General features: G+C 71.3%; 15 protein-coding genes. 10 read left to right on the top strand and 5 right to left on the bottom strand.

The features are described 5' to 3' along the window. The 3 genes from J0911_RS19635 to J0911_RS19625 form a co-directional block, all read right to left on the bottom strand. A partial coding sequence (locus J0911_RS19635) for a DUF1702 family protein (RefSeq protein ID WP_207277201.1) occupies positions 1 to 223 on the bottom strand: 223 nt, incomplete at its 3' end. Between the two features lies 1 nt (position 224). Next, entirely contained in the window at positions 225 to 1,199 is a 975-nt protein-coding gene (locus J0911_RS19630; RefSeq protein ID WP_207277200.1) for an enediyne biosynthesis protein UnbU, read from the bottom strand. After that, complete coding sequence (locus J0911_RS19625; RefSeq protein ID WP_207277199.1) at positions 1,196 to 3,061, bottom strand: FG-GAP repeat domain-containing protein; 1,866 nt, start codon at positions 3,059 to 3,061, stop codon at positions 1,196 to 1,198. The genes J0911_RS19630 and J0911_RS19625 overlap by 4 nt, the downstream gene beginning before the upstream one ends. A gap of 396 nt (positions 3,062 to 3,457) precedes the next feature. On the opposite strand from J0911_RS19625, the gene J0911_RS19620 reads away from it, so the two are divergent. Both J0911_RS19620 and J0911_RS19615 read left to right on the top strand, forming a co-directional pair. Then, positions 3,458 to 4,798 (top strand): class I adenylate-forming enzyme family protein, encoded by a 1,341-nt coding sequence (locus tag J0911_RS19620; RefSeq protein WP_207277198.1) that lies wholly within the window; start codon positions 3,458 to 3,460, stop codon positions 4,796 to 4,798. A 101-nt stretch (positions 4,799 to 4,899) separates the two neighbouring features. Continuing rightward, positions 4,900 to 5,547: a helix-turn-helix transcriptional regulator gene (locus J0911_RS19615; RefSeq protein ID WP_207277197.1), complete on the top strand. Its 648-nt coding sequence runs from the start codon at positions 4,900 to 4,902 to the stop codon at positions 5,545 to 5,547. A 64-nt stretch (positions 5,548 to 5,611) separates the two neighbouring features. On the opposite strand, the gene J0911_RS19610 is transcribed toward J0911_RS19615, so the two are convergent. Both J0911_RS19610 and J0911_RS19605 read right to left on the bottom strand, forming a co-directional pair. Beyond that, a complete protein-coding gene (locus J0911_RS19610; protein ID WP_207277196.1) occupies positions 5,612 to 6,877 on the bottom strand; it encodes a nucleotide sugar dehydrogenase in 1,266 nt (421 codons plus the stop codon). Next, a complete protein-coding gene (locus J0911_RS19605) occupies positions 6,877 to 8,934 on the bottom strand; it encodes a glycosyltransferase family A protein (RefSeq protein ID WP_207277195.1) in 2,058 nt (685 codons plus the stop codon). The genes J0911_RS19610 and J0911_RS19605 overlap by 1 nt, the downstream gene beginning before the upstream one ends. A 120-nt stretch (positions 8,935 to 9,054) precedes the next feature. On the opposite strand from J0911_RS19605, the gene J0911_RS19600 reads away from it, so the two are divergent. The 8 genes from J0911_RS19600 (at position 9,055) to J0911_RS19565 (ending at position 19,660) form a co-directional block, all read left to right on the top strand. Beyond that, positions 9,055 to 10,134, top strand: a complete 1,080-nt coding sequence (locus J0911_RS19600) for an alpha/beta hydrolase (protein ID WP_207277194.1) — start codon at positions 9,055 to 9,057, stop codon at positions 10,132 to 10,134. After that, entirely contained in the window at positions 10,121 to 10,408 is a 288-nt protein-coding gene (locus J0911_RS19595; RefSeq protein ID WP_207277193.1) for a phosphopantetheine-binding protein, read from the top strand. The genes J0911_RS19600 and J0911_RS19595 overlap by 14 nt, the downstream gene beginning before the upstream one ends. 21 nt (positions 10,409 to 10,429) lie before the next feature. Next, positions 10,430 to 11,296 (top strand): class I SAM-dependent methyltransferase, encoded by an 867-nt coding sequence (locus J0911_RS19590; RefSeq protein ID WP_207277192.1) that lies wholly within the window; start codon positions 10,430 to 10,432, stop codon positions 11,294 to 11,296. Next, positions 11,296 to 11,964, top strand: a complete 669-nt coding sequence (locus tag J0911_RS19585) for a helix-turn-helix domain-containing protein (protein WP_207277191.1) — start codon at positions 11,296 to 11,298, stop codon at positions 11,962 to 11,964. The genes J0911_RS19590 and J0911_RS19585 overlap by 1 nt, the downstream gene beginning before the upstream one ends. 4 nt (positions 11,965 to 11,968) lie before the next feature. After that, positions 11,969 to 12,661: a 4'-phosphopantetheinyl transferase family protein gene (locus tag J0911_RS19580; RefSeq protein ID WP_207277190.1), complete on the top strand. Its 693-nt coding sequence runs from the start codon at positions 11,969 to 11,971 to the stop codon at positions 12,659 to 12,661. Next, complete coding sequence (locus J0911_RS19575) at positions 12,661 to 13,617, top strand: DUF1702 family protein (RefSeq protein WP_207277189.1); 957 nt, start codon at positions 12,661 to 12,663, stop codon at positions 13,615 to 13,617. Before J0911_RS19580 ends, J0911_RS19575 begins: the two co-directional genes overlap by 1 nt. 131 nt (positions 13,618 to 13,748) lie before the next feature. After that, complete coding sequence (locus J0911_RS19570) at positions 13,749 to 19,226, top strand: type I polyketide synthase (RefSeq protein WP_207277188.1); 5,478 nt, start codon at positions 13,749 to 13,751, stop codon at positions 19,224 to 19,226. Further along, the gene (locus tag J0911_RS19565; protein ID WP_207277187.1) at positions 19,226 to 19,660 is read left to right on the top strand and encodes an acyl-CoA thioesterase; all 435 of its coding nucleotides are present in this window, start codon (positions 19,226 to 19,228) and stop codon (positions 19,658 to 19,660) included. Before J0911_RS19570 ends, J0911_RS19565 begins: the two co-directional genes overlap by 1 nt. Positions 19,661 to 19,666: the final 6 nt, after the last annotated feature.

Genomic DNA, 19,666 nt, shown 5'->3' with positions numbered 1-19,666 from the left:
GCATGCCGACGGGAACCTCCTGGAGCGTGCGCATCACCTCCAGCGCGCCGGGCCGTTCCATCCCGATCCGGTACCCCCGGAGGAACGCTTCACCGACCGGCCGGACGATGCCGTCGCCGGACTCCCATCCGTAGAACCCGCGCCGGGCGGGGTCGACCTCCCGGAGGTCCGGTGTCAGCAGGGCGGCCCGCAGGCGCTGGAGAGCATTCACGGTCGTGGCCATCTCACGCCTCCACTGCCGGAGCGTTGCGCAGGCGGTTGTCGCGGATGTCCGCCAGGAGGAGCCAGCAGCCCCGGACGGCGCAGACGATGGTGAGCGCGAAGAAGATCGCGTACGACACCTCGACGACGATCAGCACCCCGTAGACCATGGCCACGCCCAGTCCGAAGGCCACCTGGCTGCGTGGCTTCCAGGGCGTCGTGCCCGGGTCGGTGATCATGTAGTTGGTGTAGAGGACGAAGGCGACGCCGGTCATCATGCCCAGCGCGGACAGCAGCACGTCGTCGAAGAACAGCCACCTCAGGACTGCCTGGAGCACATACCCCCCGACCCAGGCGAGGATGAGCGGCATCTTGCCGGTGAGGCCGACGTTGAGCATCGTTCCGGCGGTCAGGACGATCAGCGGGATGAGGACGTCGATCGCCTGGTCGGTGTTGTTCAGGAACATGTACGGGGGGACGAACCCCACCTCGGACATGAGCAGGAGGGTGACCGCGATCCCGAAGTTGGAGGGGTTGAGGAAGTGCCGCAGCCGTCCCCTGCTTCGCACGCGGAAGACGTACTTGGAGCCCACCGCCACGACCACGGCGAAGACGTAGGGCCCGGTGTTGTCCGCGTAGATCAGCATGGAGCAGGCCAGCGCCGCGATGTGAGCCGGGAGCAGGAAGTAGAACATCTCCCGCCCTCCGCCCGCGAACTCCGCCGGACGGTCCTGCATGCGGGCGTCGAGCGCCTCCAGGGCGATCGACGTGCCGTACGCCACCAGGACGGCGATCACCGGCACCATCGGCGCCTGCTCGAACCCGAGCAGGAGGTGACCCACGACGTTGAGGACGGTGATGGAGATGGCGAACCGCAGGAGTGCTGTCCGGCGCTTCTCCTCGGGGGTCTTGGCCGGCTTCGGCGCGGCCGTGTCCGGCGGGTGCCCCGCCTCGGCGGCGGAACGTGTGAGGTCGGCGTGCTGCTCGAGGGTCGTCATCGTACCTCCAGGGTCTGGTAGCCCTGGCCGACCTCGAACGACTGACGCTGCAGTCCGTCGTCGTCGATCCAGGTGACTTCAGCGGTCAGGGGCTCGTCGGCGATCTCGGCCGGGAGGCCGAAGTGGACGTTGGTGTCCCCGACCCCCGAGTGACCGTTGGCAGGGTAGATCTGGGCGATGCGTGAGTAGCCGTCCTCGTCGCGGAGTGTCACCGTGGCACCCACCAGTGGTGTGGTGCCGCCGTCCGCCGTCGGACGAACCACCCGCAACGTGGCCGAGGGGCCGGCCTCGCTGCGGTTCAGGTAGACATGGCTGTCCTCCCACTGGCGGGCGACCGAGAAGTCGTACCTGCCGTCGCCGTCGACGTCCGCCGGCGCGAACCCGCGAGACACCTCGGTCTCGAAGCCGGCGGCGGCCCCGACGTCCGAGAACTTCCCGCCGGCCGTCTCGCGCCACATCCGGTCCTCCTCGTGGCCGGACAGGTCGTCACCGGGCTCGATCCGCAACCACACCTCCGGATGGCTCAGGATGAGGTCGTTGCCCATCGCCGTCTCCTGGAGTCGCGGCCACAGGTCGCGTTCGCCCTTGATGAAGCCGGTCGCCTGGATGAGGGTGTCCTGCCCCTCGTTGAACAGGTCGACGGCCTTGACGTCCCAGGACCACCCGCTGTGAGCCAGGCCGAGCTCCGCCGACTGCTCCTTGTAGGGGACGCGACCCTCGGCGAGATCCTCGGGGGTCCCGTCGGGGTAGAACGCGAAGTTCGACTCCTGCAGGGCCCACGGAGAGGTGATGTTGCTGACGAAGATGCGGGGAAGCTCCTGGCCGGCCTCGTACGAGTAGGCCACCCCCATCCCCTTGAACGAGTCGTGCCCCAGCACCGTGGAGCGCGGGTCGTACAGGTTCCGGGTGCCCCGCACCACGTCGAGGCGCACGTCGCCCGGCGTGGAGGAGTTGACCAGAAGCTGGTCGGGGCCGAAGTCGTTGGCGACGTACGCGTCGGCCAGCCCGTCGGCGGTGAGGTCCTGGAAACCGATGGCCAACGTCCAGGAGTTCGCGGACTCCTCGGGGATCCGCTCGCTGACGTCGGTGAATTCCGGGACCTCGCCCGGTGACGTCGTCGGCGAACCGAGGAAGAGCCGGTTGGCGCCGGCGTTGCGGGCCTTGCCCATGGAGTGCTGCATCTCCATGCGCGGATCGTTGTCCACGGACGGGTCGAGGACGCGGGCGCCGTCGGGGAAGTAGTTCCCGACCATCAGGTCGAGGTTCCCGTCGCCGTCCACGTCCGCGACGTTCAGCGCGGTGGAGTTCCACACCTGCATCGGCTCGACGAGCTCGACCGGTTCGAACATCCGCGCCGAGGGCGTGTCGGCGTCGCCCGTGTTCATGAACAGGACCGGGCTCCGGCCCCAGTAGTAGACCAGGACGTCCTGGTACCCGTCCTGGTTCAGGTCGGTCGGCACACAGCCGATGGGCGCCATCGTCGCGTCGTAGCGGAGGCCACGAGGATGCAAGGTGAAGGGGGTGAACGGCTCACCGGTGCTTCCCGGCACCGGGAAGATCCGCACCTGGTCGTCACGCGGGTCAGTGCTGCAGGCGTCACCCGAATGGCCCTGGTCGCGCAGGTCCATCGCACCGATCGACGCGCCGACGGCGGAGATCCACGGCTGGATGGACTGCAGTTCGGGTTGGACGGGACGCATCTCCTGGTTGCTCGCGGGGCCGGGCAGTTCGTACCGCTCGAAGCTCACGCTCTCGGCGGCCTCCGCCTGCTCCGCGCTGCTCGGGGCAGTGACCCACGGGACGGAGGCGACCGCGGCGAGCACTATCGCGACTGCCGGGGCCATAAGGTTTCTGATTCGCACTCGTGCCTCCTGCTGGTGTGAAGGTGCTCCCAGTCTTCGAACCGCAGGGTGGGATCACATCTTCGGAATTGCGGCCGGACGCCGCCGCGGCAAGCAGTGCGTGGCCCTGTCGAGCGATGGCGGTCACGGGTCAGGGATCCGCTCCTCACGCGGGCGGTAACCTGACACCGCCATGGGCAGGAAGATGCCGAACGCGCGAACAGGGCACGCCAGAGTAAATGCATGTGCCTGCTGTGGTGTTTCGATGGGCATGCCAACGGACGCCCGCCGCAACCTCGACGAGGTTGCACCAGCACCTTCGCGGATCGGAGAGAAGCCATGCTGTTGGAACGGTTGGATGCCCTCGCGCGTGAGTCCCCCGACAGGATCGCGGTGCGCACGGCGGACGCTCCGCCCGTGACGAGGGCGCAGTTCGCGGCCATGGCCCGGCGCATCGGCCGCGACATCGGGAGTCGGCGGGCCGGCGGCGACCGGGAGGGGCTCGCGGCGGTCGTCGTCGACGGTTCCGTGCCGTCGTTGGCTTCCCTGGTCGGTGCGCTCGAGTGCGGGGTGGACGTCGTCGCGGTGGAGGCGGGGTCCCCGGCACTGACGAGGTCGCGGGCCGTCCTCGCGGACCTGGACGTGAGCGTCGTCGTCGCCGCGGACCCGTCCGCGGTGTGGCCGGGAGCCCGGCACCTGGATCCGCGCGGCGGCGGAGGGCCGGTGGTCCCGGCCGCCGGGCCCGGCGGCCGCGGCCCCGGAGGCGCGGAGCTGCTCCAGCTCACCTCCGGCTCGTCGGGGCAGCCGCGCCTGGCCCGGCAGACGCATGCCGGGGCCGTCGCGGCGGCCCTCTCCTACGTGGACCGCTTCCAGCTGGCCGCCGACGACGTCGTCGTCCTGCCGGTCTCGGCGGCGCACTCCTACGGCATGGCGGGCATGCTGTCGGCGCTGCTGGTGGGCGCGACCGTGACGTCCCTGCCCACGTTCACCCCGGCGGGGGCCGCCGCGGCCCTCCGGGACGCGACCGTGCTGTTCGGCACGCCGCTGCTGTATCGCTACCTGACCGTCGGCCCGCGACACGAGGGCGGGGCGGGCGCGCTCCGGCTCGCGGTGAGTGCCGGGGCGCCGCTGGACGCGGAGGTCGCCGAGGGCGTCCAGGCCCGGACCGGTGTCGCGGTGCGCCAGATCTACGGGAGCACGGAGGCCGGCCTGATCGCCTGCGCCCCCGCGTGGCTGCCGGGGATGCCGCCGGACGTCGTCGGCCCCGTGGCGCCGGGTGTCGAGGTCCGTGTGGCGTCCGACGGCGAGCTCCTGGTCCGGACGCCCTCGCTGATGCGCGGCTACCTGGGTGAAGGGGCCGTTCGACTGGTCGACGGCTTCTACCCTACGGGAGACCTGGGCGCGGTCGGCGAGGACGGGCTGCTGCGGATCACCGGGCGCAAGAGCCGCTTCGCCAAGATCGGGGGGCGCCGGGTGGGACTGGCTCTGGTCGAGGAGGCCATGAAGCGCTGTCCAGGTGTGGTGGACGCGACGGCGCGGTCTCGTCCTGGACCGAGCGGCGACGAGGAGCTCGTCGGTTACGTGGTGCTCGACGGCGTCACGCCGGCCGACGTGCTGCGGGCGCTGCGTGACGACGGACTGGCGCCGTACGAGGTGCCGTCAGCCCTTCGGGTGATTTCTGAAATGCCGAGAAACCATCTTGGGAAGATCGTCGCAGAAAGCCTCGAACTGGAGGAAACGGTCTTCACAAAGTGGTGATGGACGCTTGGCAGCCTTGTCAAGGATCTGCAAAAATCGGTGATGTGCTGGAAAAGGGGGGCATAGTTCTATATGTCGTCAAGACTGAGGAGCGGATTGCGATGCACTCTCGGGTCACGGTAGGAGTTCTCTGTTCGAGTCTGGTGCTGCGACGAGGGCTGTTCTCCCTGCTCAACGAGGCTGCCAGCGTCTCGACGGTCATCGCCGTCGACGAGCGTGACGTCCTGCGGCCGGACTGCGTGGATATCGTGGTCACGACGGTACGCGACCTTGAGTCAATACCATTGAACGGTGCGGGGCGGGTGCTGGTCGCACTGCCGTCCGCCCCCGATGTGAGCGAATGCTTCCGGTGCGACCGGGTTCCTGACGGCTACTTCCTGTTACAGGAGGTTTCCGCGCGTCAGCTCGATGCGGCGATCGGTGACTGTCTCGCCGGGAGGTTCCCGGCGCCGCGGGAGGTCGTACGAGAGCTCGCGGCTCGGGCGCATGTCGACGAGCCCGTGGCGAGAGCCCTGGTGACCAGCCGGGAGATCGATACGCTGGAGCTGATGGCGTCGGGATTGAGCAACGACCAGATCGCCACGCGGCTGGGGATCACGCGGCACGGCGTCAAGCGTCTCGTCTCCAGCACCTTGCTCAAGCTGGGCGCGAGCAACCGGACGAGCGCCGTGATGCGGGCGATCGAGATGGGGATCATCCAGTACCCGTGGCAGGCCGGGCCCCGGCACCCGGCGGGCCGCGTCTCCTGACGGCGCCGGCCGGCGCTTCCGCGGCACCGGGACCCCGGCGAGGACGCCGGTCCCGGTGCCGCTGTCACGGTACCCGGCGCAGGCCCGGCGTCCGGATCGGACGCCGGGCACCGGTCGGGTCGTAGACCGCGTGCGCCAGTTCTGCCGGTGGCGGAGCTCCCTCGTGCTTCTGCAGCACGACGGCGACATCGGCGGTTCCGCCGGACCACGGCGCGACAGGGACGTCATCGACGACGAACTCCGGCACGAACGGGTCGATGAAGCTGGGCTCGACGCCCCGCGCGCGCAACGCGCGCACCACGCCGATCGCCGGCGTCATGCGCAGATCGGCGACATCGGGTTTGTAGCTGACTCCGCAGAGCAGGACCTTCGCCCCCGGAAGGAGCCCGGCCGACCGGAGGTGGTCCAGCACCTGTTCCGCGATGGCCTCGGGGACCGACCGGTTCACGGCGTCGGCGGCGGCGATCATGGAGGTCGCCGCCCCGACCTCGTCGGCCTTGTGGGTGAGGTAGAACGGGTCGACGGGGATGCAGTGCCCGCCGACGCCGGCGCTCGGCGTGAACGGCGTGAACCCGAACGGCTTGGACGAGGCGCACCGGATGGCGTCCATGGCGTCGATGTCCATCGCGTCGCAGACGGCGGCGAACTCGTTGACGAAACTGATGTTGACGAACCGGTAGGTGTTCTCCAGCAGCTTCGACATCTCGGCCTCGCGGGTGCCCGCCGCGACGACCACCGGGACGCCCAGTGAGCGGTAGAACGCGGCCGCCCGTTCCGTGCATCGTGCCGTGAGCCCGCCGACGACCTTCGGAGTGGTCGTGAAGGTGTGGGTGTGGTTGCCCGGGTCGATCCGCTCGGGGGAGAACGCGACGTTGAACCCGGTGCCTGCGTCCATGCCGGAGCTCTGTGCGAGCAACGGCGCGAACAGCTCCTCGGTCGTTCCGGGCCACGTGGTCGACTCGAGGGTCACCAGCGTTCCCGGCCCGATCCTCGCTCCGAGGGCGCGCGCGGCGTCGACGATCGCCGAGGTGTCGGGTGCGCCCCCGGGCGTCAGCGGCGTGGGCACGCAGACGACCGCGACGTCACCGATCGGCGACTGGTCCAGGTCGTTCGTCATGACGGTCGCGGGATCCTCGGTCAGCGCGACGAGCTGCTCGGGGCTGACGTTGGAGATCCCGGGATTTCCCCGTTTGAGTCGCGCGAGTACGCCTTCGTCGACGTCGTACGCGGTGACGGCGTAGCCGGCGTCGTGGGCGGCGACCGCCACGGACAGGCCCACGTACCCGAGGCCGCACACCGTGACACGAGGTAGCGTCCGGTCCTGGCTCATCACGCCCCCTTGACCGAGGTGACCTGGCCGCGCGCATCGTCGATGTCGAAGTCGGTCCGGGACCACACGGCGGTGGGATCCACCTGCGGCGGATCCTCGCGGAGCGCGTTCCGGAGTGTCGGGACCTCGGCCAGCAACCACTCGTAGGCCGACGGCTCGACCTCGTGGGCGCGCAGGAACGAACGGATCGTCTCGCCGTAGAAGGTCAGGACCCGCGGGTAGTACGCGACGATGACGGCCTCCGCGACGGCCTCCGCACGGCGTTGCTTCTCGTGCAGCGGGGAGGCGGCGAGAGCGTCGCGCGCCGGGTCGATGAGGTCGCGGCAGACGGCCTCGACCTCGTCCGGTGCGAGGACGAGGGCCAGGAACCGCCGTCGCACCAGTTCCGCCTCGACCGGGCCCTGACAGTAGTAGCGGATCGCGTTCTGGAACATCCATCGCAGCGGGAAGATGAGCCGTTCGGGCAGTGCGACGTCCCGGAACACCCAGTCCTCGTAGTGGCGCAGCTCCTCCTCCAGCTGGGGCTGGATCCGGGTCATGTGCACGTAGAGGCCGGTGGCGCGTTCGAGCATCTCGCTGCGCGTGTTGCCGTAGAAGACGGCCTGCTCGTTGACGAAGTTGCGGACCATCTTGATCAGCCGGTCGATCTCCGTCTCGGCGGGCGCGTGCGCGGAGCCGAGCATGACGGTGCAGCCGGCCGCCTGCAGGACCCGGCCGCTCTGGTAGTCGCTGCCGGTCGCGATCTTCAGCCCGGGACGAGTCAGCTGGTGCTGGCCGCCGATGGCGAACGCCCACACCCGGAACGTCTTCAGCGCATCGCTGGTGTCGGGGAAGACGATCTCCTCGGGCATGCCCATGCCCAGGAACGCCCAGCGCAGGAAGATGTCGTGCCCGATGGCGGTGTGCCACTTCCACACCTCATCGGGCCCGACGATCCCGTTCTCCAGGGCCAGGAGCGCCGCGTCCGTGCCGGAGACCGGCGCCTCGGCGAGCAGGAGGGTCCGGTCCGGCAGCAGGTACGCGAGCTTTCCGTCCGGGTCCTGGAACGTCGCGAAGCGGCCGACGGTCTCGTCGTCCTCCACCGGCGCCTCATGGACGACGCCGTCACGGTCGGTCAGACCCGCGGCCGACTCGTGCAGGTACCGGCCTCGGCGCGGGAAGGCGTCGTGCGCGGTGACGTCGGCCAGTGAGTGCGGGACCGTCCCGGCCGGCTGCCGCCGGTTCGCCGCCCGTAGCTGCGGCAGGGTCACCTGGCCGGGCCCCGCCTGCAGGAGCCGCAGGCCGGCGGTGAGCTTGTAGGTGAGGAACGGCATGACGCCGTCGACGTCCGGATGCCGGTCCAGCTTGCCCCTGATCTCGTCCAGGACGCCGGGGTGGTACACGGTGTCGCCGTCGGAGACCGCGATGGTCGCCGTCTGGAGCCGTTCCCACCGGCCGTCGGTGCGGCACATCTCGAGCACGGTGGCGATGGCCCGGTCGACACCGAGACGCGCGGTGTGGCCGGCGCCCGGCACCGGCTGGGAGAGCCGGACGATCCTGGCCGCGGTGTCGTTCCGGCGAGCGACCTCGTCGACGATCCGGGTCGAGCCGTCCGTGGAGTTGTTGTCCGCCGTGATCAGCACCAGGCGCGAGAGGTCGTAGTCCTGGTTCAGCAGGCTGTCCAGGGTCGCCTCGAGGTGGGGCGCCTCGTCCATGAACTTGATGACGACGAACGTGTCCCGGTTCTCCTCGGCCATGGCGCGTGCCTCGGGGAACGGCAGTACCTGGTCGTGCCCGTAGTAGGCGGCCCGGCCCGCGAGGAACCGCTCGACGACGCGCTGCTGCGTCGTACGGACCTCGTGCCAGGCGCCGGCGTCCTCCGGCGTGAACCGAGCCGTTCCCAGGCCGGCCCGGGCCGCGAGCACCGCACGGGCGGCGCGTACCTGGTCGGGCTCGATGTCGTTCACGTCCGAGGTGCGATGCAGGCTGAGCAGTGGTCCGGCGAGGGTGAGCTCGGGGTCCTCGCTCCACTGCTGGCGGGTCCATCGGCTGTGCGGGCGAATACGTGAGGTGCTCACATGTGCTCCTTCGTGGCGACGGCCTCATCAGCGTCGTCGGCCGTGACCGGTGCAGGAAACTTCGAGGTTGCGATCTCTGGGGAGAAGATCCGCGCGTGGCATCCACGTAACGTCCCGGTCGTGCTGCCCGAGTCCAGTCCACGCCCTTTGCCCGGTCCAGCCGCGATGGACCCGCTCACCGCCGCCGTACTGGCACGGATGCGGCGTGCCTACCCGGACCTCGGTGGTGACATACGACGCCCGGCCGAGGCACGGGAACTCGTGGAGGCGGCGCGGTACCCGCCCGGCCCCCGCATGCGCGAGGTGACCGAGCGGTCGATCGCCGACGGAACGGCCGCCCGGCTGTACCTGCCCCAACACCTGGCGCCCGGGGATCCCACCATCGTCTACTTCCACGGGGGCGGGTTCGTCGTCGGAAGCCTGGACACCCACGACACGACGTGTCGCGTCCTCGCCGCCGACGCCGGCCTCCCGGTGCTGTCCGTCGCCTACCGCCTGGCGCCCGAGCACCCGTTCCCGGCGGCCGTGGAGGACGCGGCGTCCGCTCTGTCCTGGGCCGCCGGCCACGGCGACGAGTGGGGCGCCCGTGGCGTGATCGCCGCGGGCGACAGCGCCGGCGGGGCCCTCGCCGTCCTGGGGTGGGCCCGCGCCAGGGGGCGGCGCGCCGAGCGGCGCTCCCGGCCCGGCGACGGTCCGGAGGTGCCGGACCCCGTGGTGGGAGCGCTGCTCATCTATCCCGTGGCCGATCTCGGGACGTCGTGGGTGGACGGGCCGCCGTCCTTGCTCACGGCGGCGCACATGCGGTGGTTCCGCGATCTCTACCTGGCCGGTGCCGACCCGCGCGACCCGCTGGCCTCTCCGCTGTACGCCGACCTCGCCGGCCTGCCTCCGGCGATCGTGGTGCGGGTGTCGCACGATCCGCTGCTCGCGGAGGGGCAGCTGCTCGTCACGACGCTGCGGGAACAAGGCGTGGACGTCGAGCTGGTCGACGGCCCGGGCGTGTCGCACGGGATGTTCGGCCTGGGATCGCTGCTCCCGGCCGTTCGTGAACTCGAGCTGGCGACGGGGAACGCGGTGCGTTCGCTCGTGCGGCGTACGTGCCAGCGCACGCGGGAGGAAGCGGGCGAGCCCGGCGCTTGCGATCGTCGTCGCAGTCGGAGAACTGTCGATTCGCATGGGAGGGACGATGAAGATCGATAAGGATCAGCAGGTCGGGCCGGAGAACGTGTCGGCGGCGATCGGCGAGACCATGGGCGAGGTCCTGGGCGTGGCGCCGCTCGCGACGGACAAGGACTTCTTCGCCGAGGGGGGCGACTCACTGCGTGCCCTGGAGATGGTCAGCCGGCTCGGATCCCATCCGTCGCTGCCGTTCGCGCGATCGAGCGAGGCGCAGAGCCGCCTCGTCGAGGCCGTGTTCGTCGACGGCACCCCCGCGGCGCTCGCCGCGGTGCTCAGCGAGTTCGAGAACCACTGAGACCGGGCTGGAGGAGCCATCATGTCATCACAGACACGACTCGAGGCCGTGGCGGCCACCGCACGCTGGACCGCTGCGGCACGTGCCCGGGAGACCGCACGGGACGACCGACTCTTCGCCGACCCGTTCGCCCAGGACCTGGCGGGCGACGACGGGCCGGGCCTCTTGTTCCACTTCCACCCCCGGTACGCCTCCGACCTGGGCAACCCGTACCTGCCGGTCCGGACCAGGTGGTTCGACGACGTCCTGCTGCGCAACGTCGGCGCGGGGATGCAGGTGGTCGGTATCGGGGCCGGGCTGGACGTGCGGCCGTTCCGGCTCGACTGGCCGGACGACGTCCACGTCTTCGAGGTGGACCAGCCCAGCGTGTTCGAGTACAAGGACCCGATCGTCGCGGCGAAGGTCGAGAAGTCTGCCGCCGCCGGCGAACACCAGCCACGATGCGCTCGTACGACCGTGCCCACCGAGCTCTCGGCGGGGTGGGAACGGGAACTGCTCCGCGCCGGCTTCGATCCGGAACGGCCCACGTTCTGGTTCGCGGAGGGCGTGTCCTACTACCTTCCCGAGGACGTCGCCCGGCAGGTGCTGCGCACGGTACGCGGGCTCTCCGCCCCGGGCAGCATGATCGCGCTCGACATGATCGGCCGAGGGATCTTCCGGCTCTCCTACATGCGGGAGTTCCTCGACCGGCTGTCCGAGGCGAACAGCCCGTGGATCTGGGGCAGCGACGACCCCGTCGCGTTCATGCGGGAGTGCGGGTGGCCGGGTGCGAGCTACGTCGAGCCCGGTGACCGTGAGGCGAACTTCGGCCGGTGGACGGCGACGTCGGCGCCCGCGGTGGCGAACGTCCCGCGGATGTTCCTCCTGACCGCCGAGGTCCCTGGCTGATGGCCGCCGTGCGATCCCTGGTGGAGGCTCCGGGGCCGGCTCGGCCCCGGGCCATCCGCCCCGTCCAGGAGCCGGCCGTGCGGTACGAGCCGGTGGTCGAGGTCGGCCTGGAGGGGGAGTGCCCGATCATCAAGTCGGGGCTGCACCAGGTGTTGCGGGCATCCGGCATCACCGCCAGCGAGTCCCACCGGCCCGAGGCCGGCGGGGTGATCGTGCTCGTGCACCGGGGCGGGGAAGCACTTCGCGATCTCGGGGACTACGCGGGTTCGGGCTGCGCCGTGCTCGCGGCGCAGCCCGGCCCCACCGCGGCGTTCGAGATGTCCGCGCTCTCGGCGGGCTACCACGGCGTGGTCGACTGCCAAGGGCCGACGTCGCAGATCGCCCTCTCGATCCAGGTGGCACTGACGGGGCAGGTCGTGCTCAGCCAGGCGGTCGCGCGGCATCTGGCCGACCGCGCCCGGTCGGACCGCGCGTCCGCCGATCTGACCGAGGCGGAGGTGAGGTGGCTGGGGGCTCTGGCCCGCGGCACCTCGGTGGTGGACCTGGCCACCGCGGAGGCCTACTCCGAGCGCGCGATGTACCGGCGACTCTCCGATCTCTACCGGAAGATGGACGTCCGCACGAGGGGTGAGGCCATCGCCGTGGCCTCTCGTCACGGGCTCATCTGAGAGCATGACCGCCGAGTGCCGTGTGTGGCTGCTGCGAGGGCTCCCCGAGTGGCCGGTCCCGGAGCGTGCTCTCGACGGGAGCGAGCGACAGCGTTACCGCACCCTGCGGCGGCCTGACGACCGGGGACGTTTCCTCACGGGAACGCTCCTGGCCAAGGCGGCGGTCGCCGGGCACCTGGGGGTGGACCCGTACGGCGTGACGTTCGCCCGTGACTGCGCGCGGTGCGGGGCCCCCCACGGCAAACCGGTCGCCGTCGGGCAACCGGTGCACTTCTCCATCGCCCACTCGCAGCGCGTCGTGGCGGTGGCGCTGAGCACCCATGCTCCCGTGGGCGTGGACGTCGAGTTCCATTCGGCTCGCCACCCGGCGCACGACGCCGTCGTCGGGTGTCTCGACGCGGAGGAACGGCCACGGTCCGACGCCCAGCACCTCTACACCTACTGGTGCCGCAAGGAAGCCGTGGTCAAGGCCACCGGCGACGGCCTGCGGACACCGTTGAGCGAGGTCGTGGTCGGCCGCGCCGACCAGCCCGCCCGCCTGACGAGATATCGCGGCGACAGCCCTGGATGGTGGCTGGCCGACCTGGACGTCGGCCGGCGCTACAGCGGCGCGGTGGCGATGCTGCACACCGGCGCCACCGCGCTGCGGGTCCTGGACGGCGCGCAGTTGCTGAGGTCCACCTATGGAGGCTCCTGATGTTTGGACGAATGGGGCGGTTGGCGCTGAGCGGCGTCCTCGCGCCCGACATCGACACCGTGACCCCGACCGCTCGGTTCGAGCGGCTCACCGGACCGACCGCCGAACGCCTCGGTCGGATACCCCAGACCGTCGTGCTCGGCTTCGAGCAGCTGATGAGCAGCAGACGGACCGAGCAGATCCATGCGCGTCTGGCGCTGGTCACGCCGGAGCACCGCGGTTTCGCCTACGAGGGCGCCACCATGGCCGCGACCCTCCTCGACGTCATGACGCCGGGCGAGAAGGGCCGTGCCGCCACCGTGATGACCGGCCCGGGAAGCAAGCACCTGCTGCTCAACTACATCGGGATCGGCTTCGCGCTGGCCAAGCTGCCTCGCCGGGCCTGGCGCGACGCACTCCCGGACCTCCCCGTCTCGTCGTTCCATCCGGTGCTCTCCTGGCTGGTCGTCGACGGCTACGGGTTCGACCTCGCCTACTTCCGTCCGGACCGGTACGTCACCGGGCAGCACCGGCCCGCGCCCTATCCCTGGCTGGACGACACCACCGGCTACTTCGGCCGGGCCGTGGACCAGGGCATCGGCCGCGCTCTCTGGTTCATGGCGGGTGGCGTGGCCGCCGACGCGGAGACCCTCGTCGACTCGTTCGCCCCCGACCGGCGGGCCGACCTGTGGAGCGGAGTGGGACTCGCGGCGACCTTCGCGGGCGGGGACGACATCGCCTCCCTGCCCCGCCGCGCTCGTGGGTACGCGGACGAGCTGGCGGTCGGTGCCGTGTTCGCGGCGAGGGCGAGGGCGGCCGCGGACTGCGTCCCCGAGCACTCCGAGCGTGCGGTGCCGGCGCTCACCGGCCTCGACCTGCGGCAGGCCGTCGACCTGGCGGACGGGTTCACCGGGCAGGGCGATGCCACGGCGCCGGCCTACGAGCACTGGCGCGAACACATCCGCTCCTGCGTCTGAGCAGCGCACGGAGCGGCTCCGGGCCGCCACGACGCGCCGTCGCGGGCGGCGGGAACGCCCTCGCAAACGCGAAGTAGCCTCCGTGCTCACGCGCCCCGGAGGATGAAGCATCTGCAGGTGAAGGGAGTGTCGTGAAACGAGTCGCGATCATCGGGATGGACTGCCGTTACCCGGACGCGCACGGCGTCCAGGAGCTGTGGGAGAACATCGTCAGTGGCCGCCGGGCCTTCCGCCGGATACCGGACAGCCGCACATCCTTGGAGGACTACTACGACGCCGACCCTGCGACGCCGGACAAGTTCTACACCAGAACGGCCGCGCTGATCGAGGGATACGAGTTCGACCGCGCGCGGTTCCGGATTGCGGGAAGCACCTATCGGACCACCGACACCACGCACTGGCTGGCCCTGGACGTGGCGGCGGGAGCCCTGGCCGACGCGGGCTTCCCCGGCGCCGAGGGCCTCGACCGGGACACCACCGGCGTGGTGATCGGCAACTCCCTCACGGGCGAGTTCTCGCGGGCCAATCTCATGCGGCTGCGCTGGCCCTACGTGCGGCGCGTGCTGACCAGCCATCTCGAGAAGCTGGGCTGGGAGTCCGACGACATCGCCACGTTCCTGGCGGGCGTGGAGCGCACCTACAAGGCGCCGTTCCCGGAGGTCGACGAGGACACCCTCGCCGGGGGCCTGTCCAACACCATCGCGGGCCGGGTGTGCAACTACTTCGATCTGCGCGGCGGCGGCTACACCGTGGACGGAGCGTGCTCGTCGTCGCTCCTGTCGGTCCTGACGGCGGCCAAGGCCATCGAGGACGGCGATCTGGACGTCGCGGTCGCCGGTGGTGTCGATCTCTCGATCGACCCGTTCGAGATCGTCGGCTTCGCCAAGACCGGTGCGCTGGCTCGCCGCGAGATGCGGCTCTACGACCGCGACTCGAACGGCTTCTGGCCCGGCGAGGGCTGCGGCATGATCGTCCTGATGCGCGAGGAGGACGCGCTGTCGCGCGGGATCACCCCGTACGGGTACGTCGCGGGCTGGGGCATCTCCTCCGACGGGCACGGCGGGATCACCCGCCCGGAGATCCCCGGCTACCGGCTGGCCCTGGAACGTGCGTACGACCGGGCCGGATTCCCGATCACCTCGGTTCCGTACTTCGAGGGACACGGCACCGGCACACCGGTGGGAGACCGGACCGAGCTCACCGCGATCGGCCAGGAGCTCCAGGAACACGGCGCCCCGGACCGCGGTGCCGCGATCGGCTCCATCAAGGGACAGATCGGCCACACCAAGGCGGCGGCGGGTATCGCCGGCCTGATCAAGGCCGTGCAGGTGACCAACCGTGGCGTGATTCCCCCGACGGTCGGCTGCGTCGATCCGGTCGACGTCTTCGCGGACGCCGCGTCACCGTTGCGCCCGGTTCCCGTCGCGGAGCGGTGGCCGCAGGACGCTCCTCGCCGGGCGGGCGTCACGTCCATGGGGTTCGGCGGGATCAACACGCATGTGGTCATCGAGGGCGGCGACCGGCCTCTCGACGGCGCCGACCGGCTCTTCCCGCGCCGCGACGACGAGGTGCTCCTGTTCGAGGCCGCCGACCTGGCGGAGTTCCGGCAGGAGCTCGAGCGTGCGGTGGACTACCTGGCGGGTGCTTCCTATGGTGAGCTCACCGATCTCGGTGCGACTCTCGCGCGCCGCCGGAACGGGCGCCGTTACCGGGCCGCGGTGGTGGCCGCGAATCCGGAGCAGGCGGCCGACAGGGTGCGTGCCGTACTGAGGGCCGCCACGAGCGAGCCGGACGGCCTCGTCGAGGTGGCCGCGGGGGCCTACTGGGGCGTCGCCCAGGAGCGACCGGTGGTCGGGCTCCTGTTCCCGGGCCAGGGAGTAGGCGCCGGACACACCGCCAGCGCTCTGAGCAGGTTCGACGAAGCGGCAGCCGCCCTCGAACAGCAGGCCGGACTCGCGGGCCAGGACCCGACCGCCACCGAGGTCACGCAACCCCTCACCGTTCTGGGCTCGCTCGCGGGCCTTGCCGTTCTGGACGCACTCGGCATCCGCGCGGACCGTGCCGCGGGGCACAGCCTCGGGGAGCTGACCGCATTGCACTGGGCGGAGGCGATGGACGCCGCCACCCTGGTCGAGCTGGCTCGATACCGGGGACGGACCATGGCCGAGCACGGCGAGCCCGGCGGGATGCTGCGCCTGAGCGCCGACGAGGACCGGGTCCGGGCCCTCGTGGCCGACGACGCCGTCGTCGCCGCCGTCAACGCTCCGTCCGCGTGCGTCGTCTCGGGGACGCGGGCGGCCCTGGACCGGACGGCGGAGAACGCGGCCGCGGCAGGGATCGGTGCCGCACCGCTACCGGTCTCGCACGCCTTCCACTCCCCGCTGGTCGCCGCGGCCGCCGAGCCGCTCGCCGCCCGTGTGCGCGAGCTGTCGCTCACCGCTCCACGCGGGCACGTCGTGTCGACGGTGACCGGTACCCGCCTCGATCCCGGGCACGACCTGGCGGCGCTGCTGCGCGACCAGGTCACCGCGCCGGTACGGTTCCACGAAGCCGCCACGGAGCTCGCCGCGGGATGCGATCTCCTGATCGAGGTCGGGCCGGGAAGCGCGCTGACCCAGCTCGCCACGGCCGGAGGCCTCGGACCGGTGGTAGGCCTCGACACCGGCGCCCGCGACCTGGCCTCGCTGCACACCGTCGTCGCGGCCGCGCACGTCGTGGGTGCGCTGGGCTCGGTCGAACCGCTGTACCGCGGATGCCTCGTGCGTCCGGTCTCGTGGGAGCCTCGCCGGTTCTTCGAGAACCCCACGGAGTCCGCCCCGCAGGTGGACGACTACACCGCCGACCTCGTGGACCAGGGCGCGTCCCGGGCGGCGGCCCAGGAACTGGGCGAGGTGGGCGCGGGCGAACGTTCCGGCCGCAGCGCCCTCACGGTCCTCAGCGAGCTCGCCGCCGAGCGTGCCGAGCTTCCGCCCGAGATCGTGACCGCGGCCAGCCGACCGCTGGAGGACCTGCACCTGAGCTCGATCACCATCGGCCAGATCCTGGCCCGAGCCTCCTCCGAGCTGGGCGTACCCGTCGCGGCGACGCCTCCGGACGTCGCCACGGCCACGATCGGAGACCTCGCCGCGCAGCTCGACGCGCTCGCGGGGAGCGACAGCGCCGAGGAGCAGCGGGCACTGCACACCCTGGGGGACTGGATCGGTACCTGGGTGGAGCGCGACGTCCCCCAAGCCGCGCCGAGTGCCCGAGCGGTGTCTCCGGCCCACGACCCACGGCCGTGGTCGCTGTGGGGCGGTGCCGAGGCCGGCGAACGCCTGCGGGACGAGCTCGAGGCGCACGCGCCCGACGGCGGCGTCCTCCTCTGCCCCGGCGACGACGACACCGACGAAGCCATGTTCGAGGTCGTCCAGAAAGCGGCGATCGACCTGGAACCGGGAACGCACCTGGTGTTGTCCGGTGGCGGTGCCGCGGCCGTCGCGCTGCTCAAGACCTTCCAGCTCGAGCGGCCGGACACCCGCGTCACCGTCGTGCGGTCCGACGGCGACCTCCCGGCGGGCGCGCTCGTCGCGGAGGTCTCGGCCACCGAGCGGTTCAGCGAGGCCAGGTACGTCCGCGGGACCCGGACGGTCCCGATGATCCGCCCGGTCGCCCTCGACGGTGACGCGTCCGCAGCCCTCGACTCGTCCGACGTCATCCTGGCTCCCGGAGGCGGCAAGGGCATCACCGCGGAGTGCGTGCACGCACTCGCCGTCGAGACGGGCGCCCGCGTCGTCCTGATGGGCCGGTCGCCCGCCGACGACGACGAGGTCGTGAAGAACCTGGACCGGATGCGCGGTGCCGGCGTCGGGGCGCACTACGTGCGCTGTGACGTGGCGGACGCGGACGCGGTGCGCGCCGCCGTGGACGAGATCTCGGCCCAGATCGGTGCGGTCACCGCCGTCGTCTACGGCGCGGGCGCCAATTCACCGGCGCCGTTGTCCAGGCTGACGTGGCAGGACGTGACCGACACCCGGACGCCCAAGGTCGGCGGGCTGCAGGCGGTTCTCGACGCCGTGTCGCCGGGCGCCCTGCGGCTGCTGGCCACGTTCGGGAGCGTGATCGGTCGTTTCGGCCTCGCGGGCGAGGCGCACTACGCGATGGCGAACGCCGAGCTCGCGCAGGTCACCGCTTCCTACGGCGCGGACAACCCGGACTGCCGGGCGGTGTGCCTCGACTGGACCGTCTGGGCGGACGTGGGAATGGGCGCACGGCTGTCGGTCGTGGAGTCGCTGGCCGCCCAGGGCATCGCGCCGATCCCGCCCGAGGTGGGGGTGGCCGTGTTCCTCGGCGCCGTCGGTGCCGCCAGCGTCCCCGAGCACGTGGTCGTGTGCGGCCGGATGGACCTGCCCACGGCACGCTTCGAGCAGCGGGAGCTCCCGCTGGGCCGCTACCTGGACACCGTGCTCACGCACTACCGCCACCACGAGCTGGTCGTGGAGACGACGCTCTCCTCGGCCACGGACCTCTGCCTGGCCGATCACGTCCTGGACGGCAACGCGCTGCTCCCCGCGGTCTTCGGGCTGGAGGCGATCAGCCAGGTGGCGTGCGCGCTCAGGGAGACCGACCGTCTGCCGGCGCTGCGGGACGTCGTCTTCCGGTCCCCGATCGTGGTGCCGCCCGACGACCGTCTGCGGGTCCGTGTCGCGGCGGTCGCGCGGCGGGACAACCAGGTGGAGGTCGCGGTCTACTCCGAGACCACGGACTTCGGCGTGCCGCACTTCACGGCACTGGCCGACTTCGCGGCGGACCCCGTCACCGACACCGTGCCGGTTCCGCCCGCGACCGGGGAGGTCGCGCTCGACCCGGGGCGCGAGCTCTACGGGGAGCTCCTGTTCCAGGGCCGGCGCTTCCACCGGCTGGTCCGCTACGACCACCTGAGCTCCACGAGGGTGCAGGCGCAGGTGCGCGTCGCCGACGAGGGGCCATGGTTCGCCGCCTACCTGCCGGGCTCGCTCCTCACGGGCGACCCCGCGGCCCGTGACGCGCTGCTGCACGGGAACCAGGTCTGCGTACCGGACTCGACCCTGCTTCCCGAAGGCGTCGACGCCATCGAGCTCTACTCCTCGCAGGACGAGGAGGTGCTGACGTTCGTGTCGGTGGAGGTGGCTCACGAAGGCGATCAGCACGTCTACGACATCGACGTCCGTACCGACGCCGGGGTGGTCGTCGAGCGCTGGCGCGGGCTCCGCCTCCGGGCGGTCGGACGCACGGTCCATGACCGCTGGCCGGCCGCCCTGATCGGACCGCATCTCGAGCGTGTGCTCGAGGACGCCGGGGTGGGGGCACGGATCAGCAGCGAGCTTGCCGCCGACGGGACGCTGCGCCTCGAGGCCGCCGGCCCGGGGGTGAGCGTCCGGGTCGCCGACGACCGGCGTGACCCGCGTGAGTGGGCCGGCGAACTGCTCGGCGACGCGGACGTGGTCGCCACCGGCGGCGAACGACGGGGAGTGACCACCTACGAGAGCGCCGGCGCCACCGTGTTCTGCTTTGCCCCGCCCCTGATCGACAGCGACGCGAGACCTGGCATCGCCGTGCTGGTGGCGCCACGGCCCACGACGGAGGCAGTGTGATGGCTGACTACTACGAGTACCGGCACATCGTCGGCTTCGAGGAGACGAACCTCGTCGGGAACGTCTACTACGTCAACTACCTGCGCTGGCAGGGGCGGTGCCGGGAGATGTTCCTCAAGGAGCGCGTCCCGGCCGTGCTCGAAGAGCTGGCCGCCGACCTCAAGCTCTTCACGCTCAAGGTCGACTGCGAGTTCTTCACCGAGCTCGCCGCGTTCGACGAGCTGTCCGTCCGGATGTGGCTCGCCGAGCTCGGCCAGACGCAGCTGGAGTTCGGCTTCGACTACGTCCACCTGCGGGCCGACGGGACCGAGGCGCTCGCGGCGACGGGGCGGCAGCGGGTCGCCTGCATGCGCGGCGAGAACCGTGCGACGTCGCCGTCCCGGGTCCCGGCCGAGCTCGTCGAAGCCCTGCGGCAGTACTCGCGACGGGGGTGAGCGGCC

It is taken from the genome of Myceligenerans salitolerans, from assembly GCF_017349295.1.
GTDB lineage: Bacteria > Actinomycetota > Actinomycetes > Actinomycetales > Cellulomonadaceae > Myceligenerans > Myceligenerans salitolerans.
The sequence above is the reverse complement of the archived record's forward strand: the minus strand, read 5'-3'. Positions and strand labels throughout refer to the sequence as shown.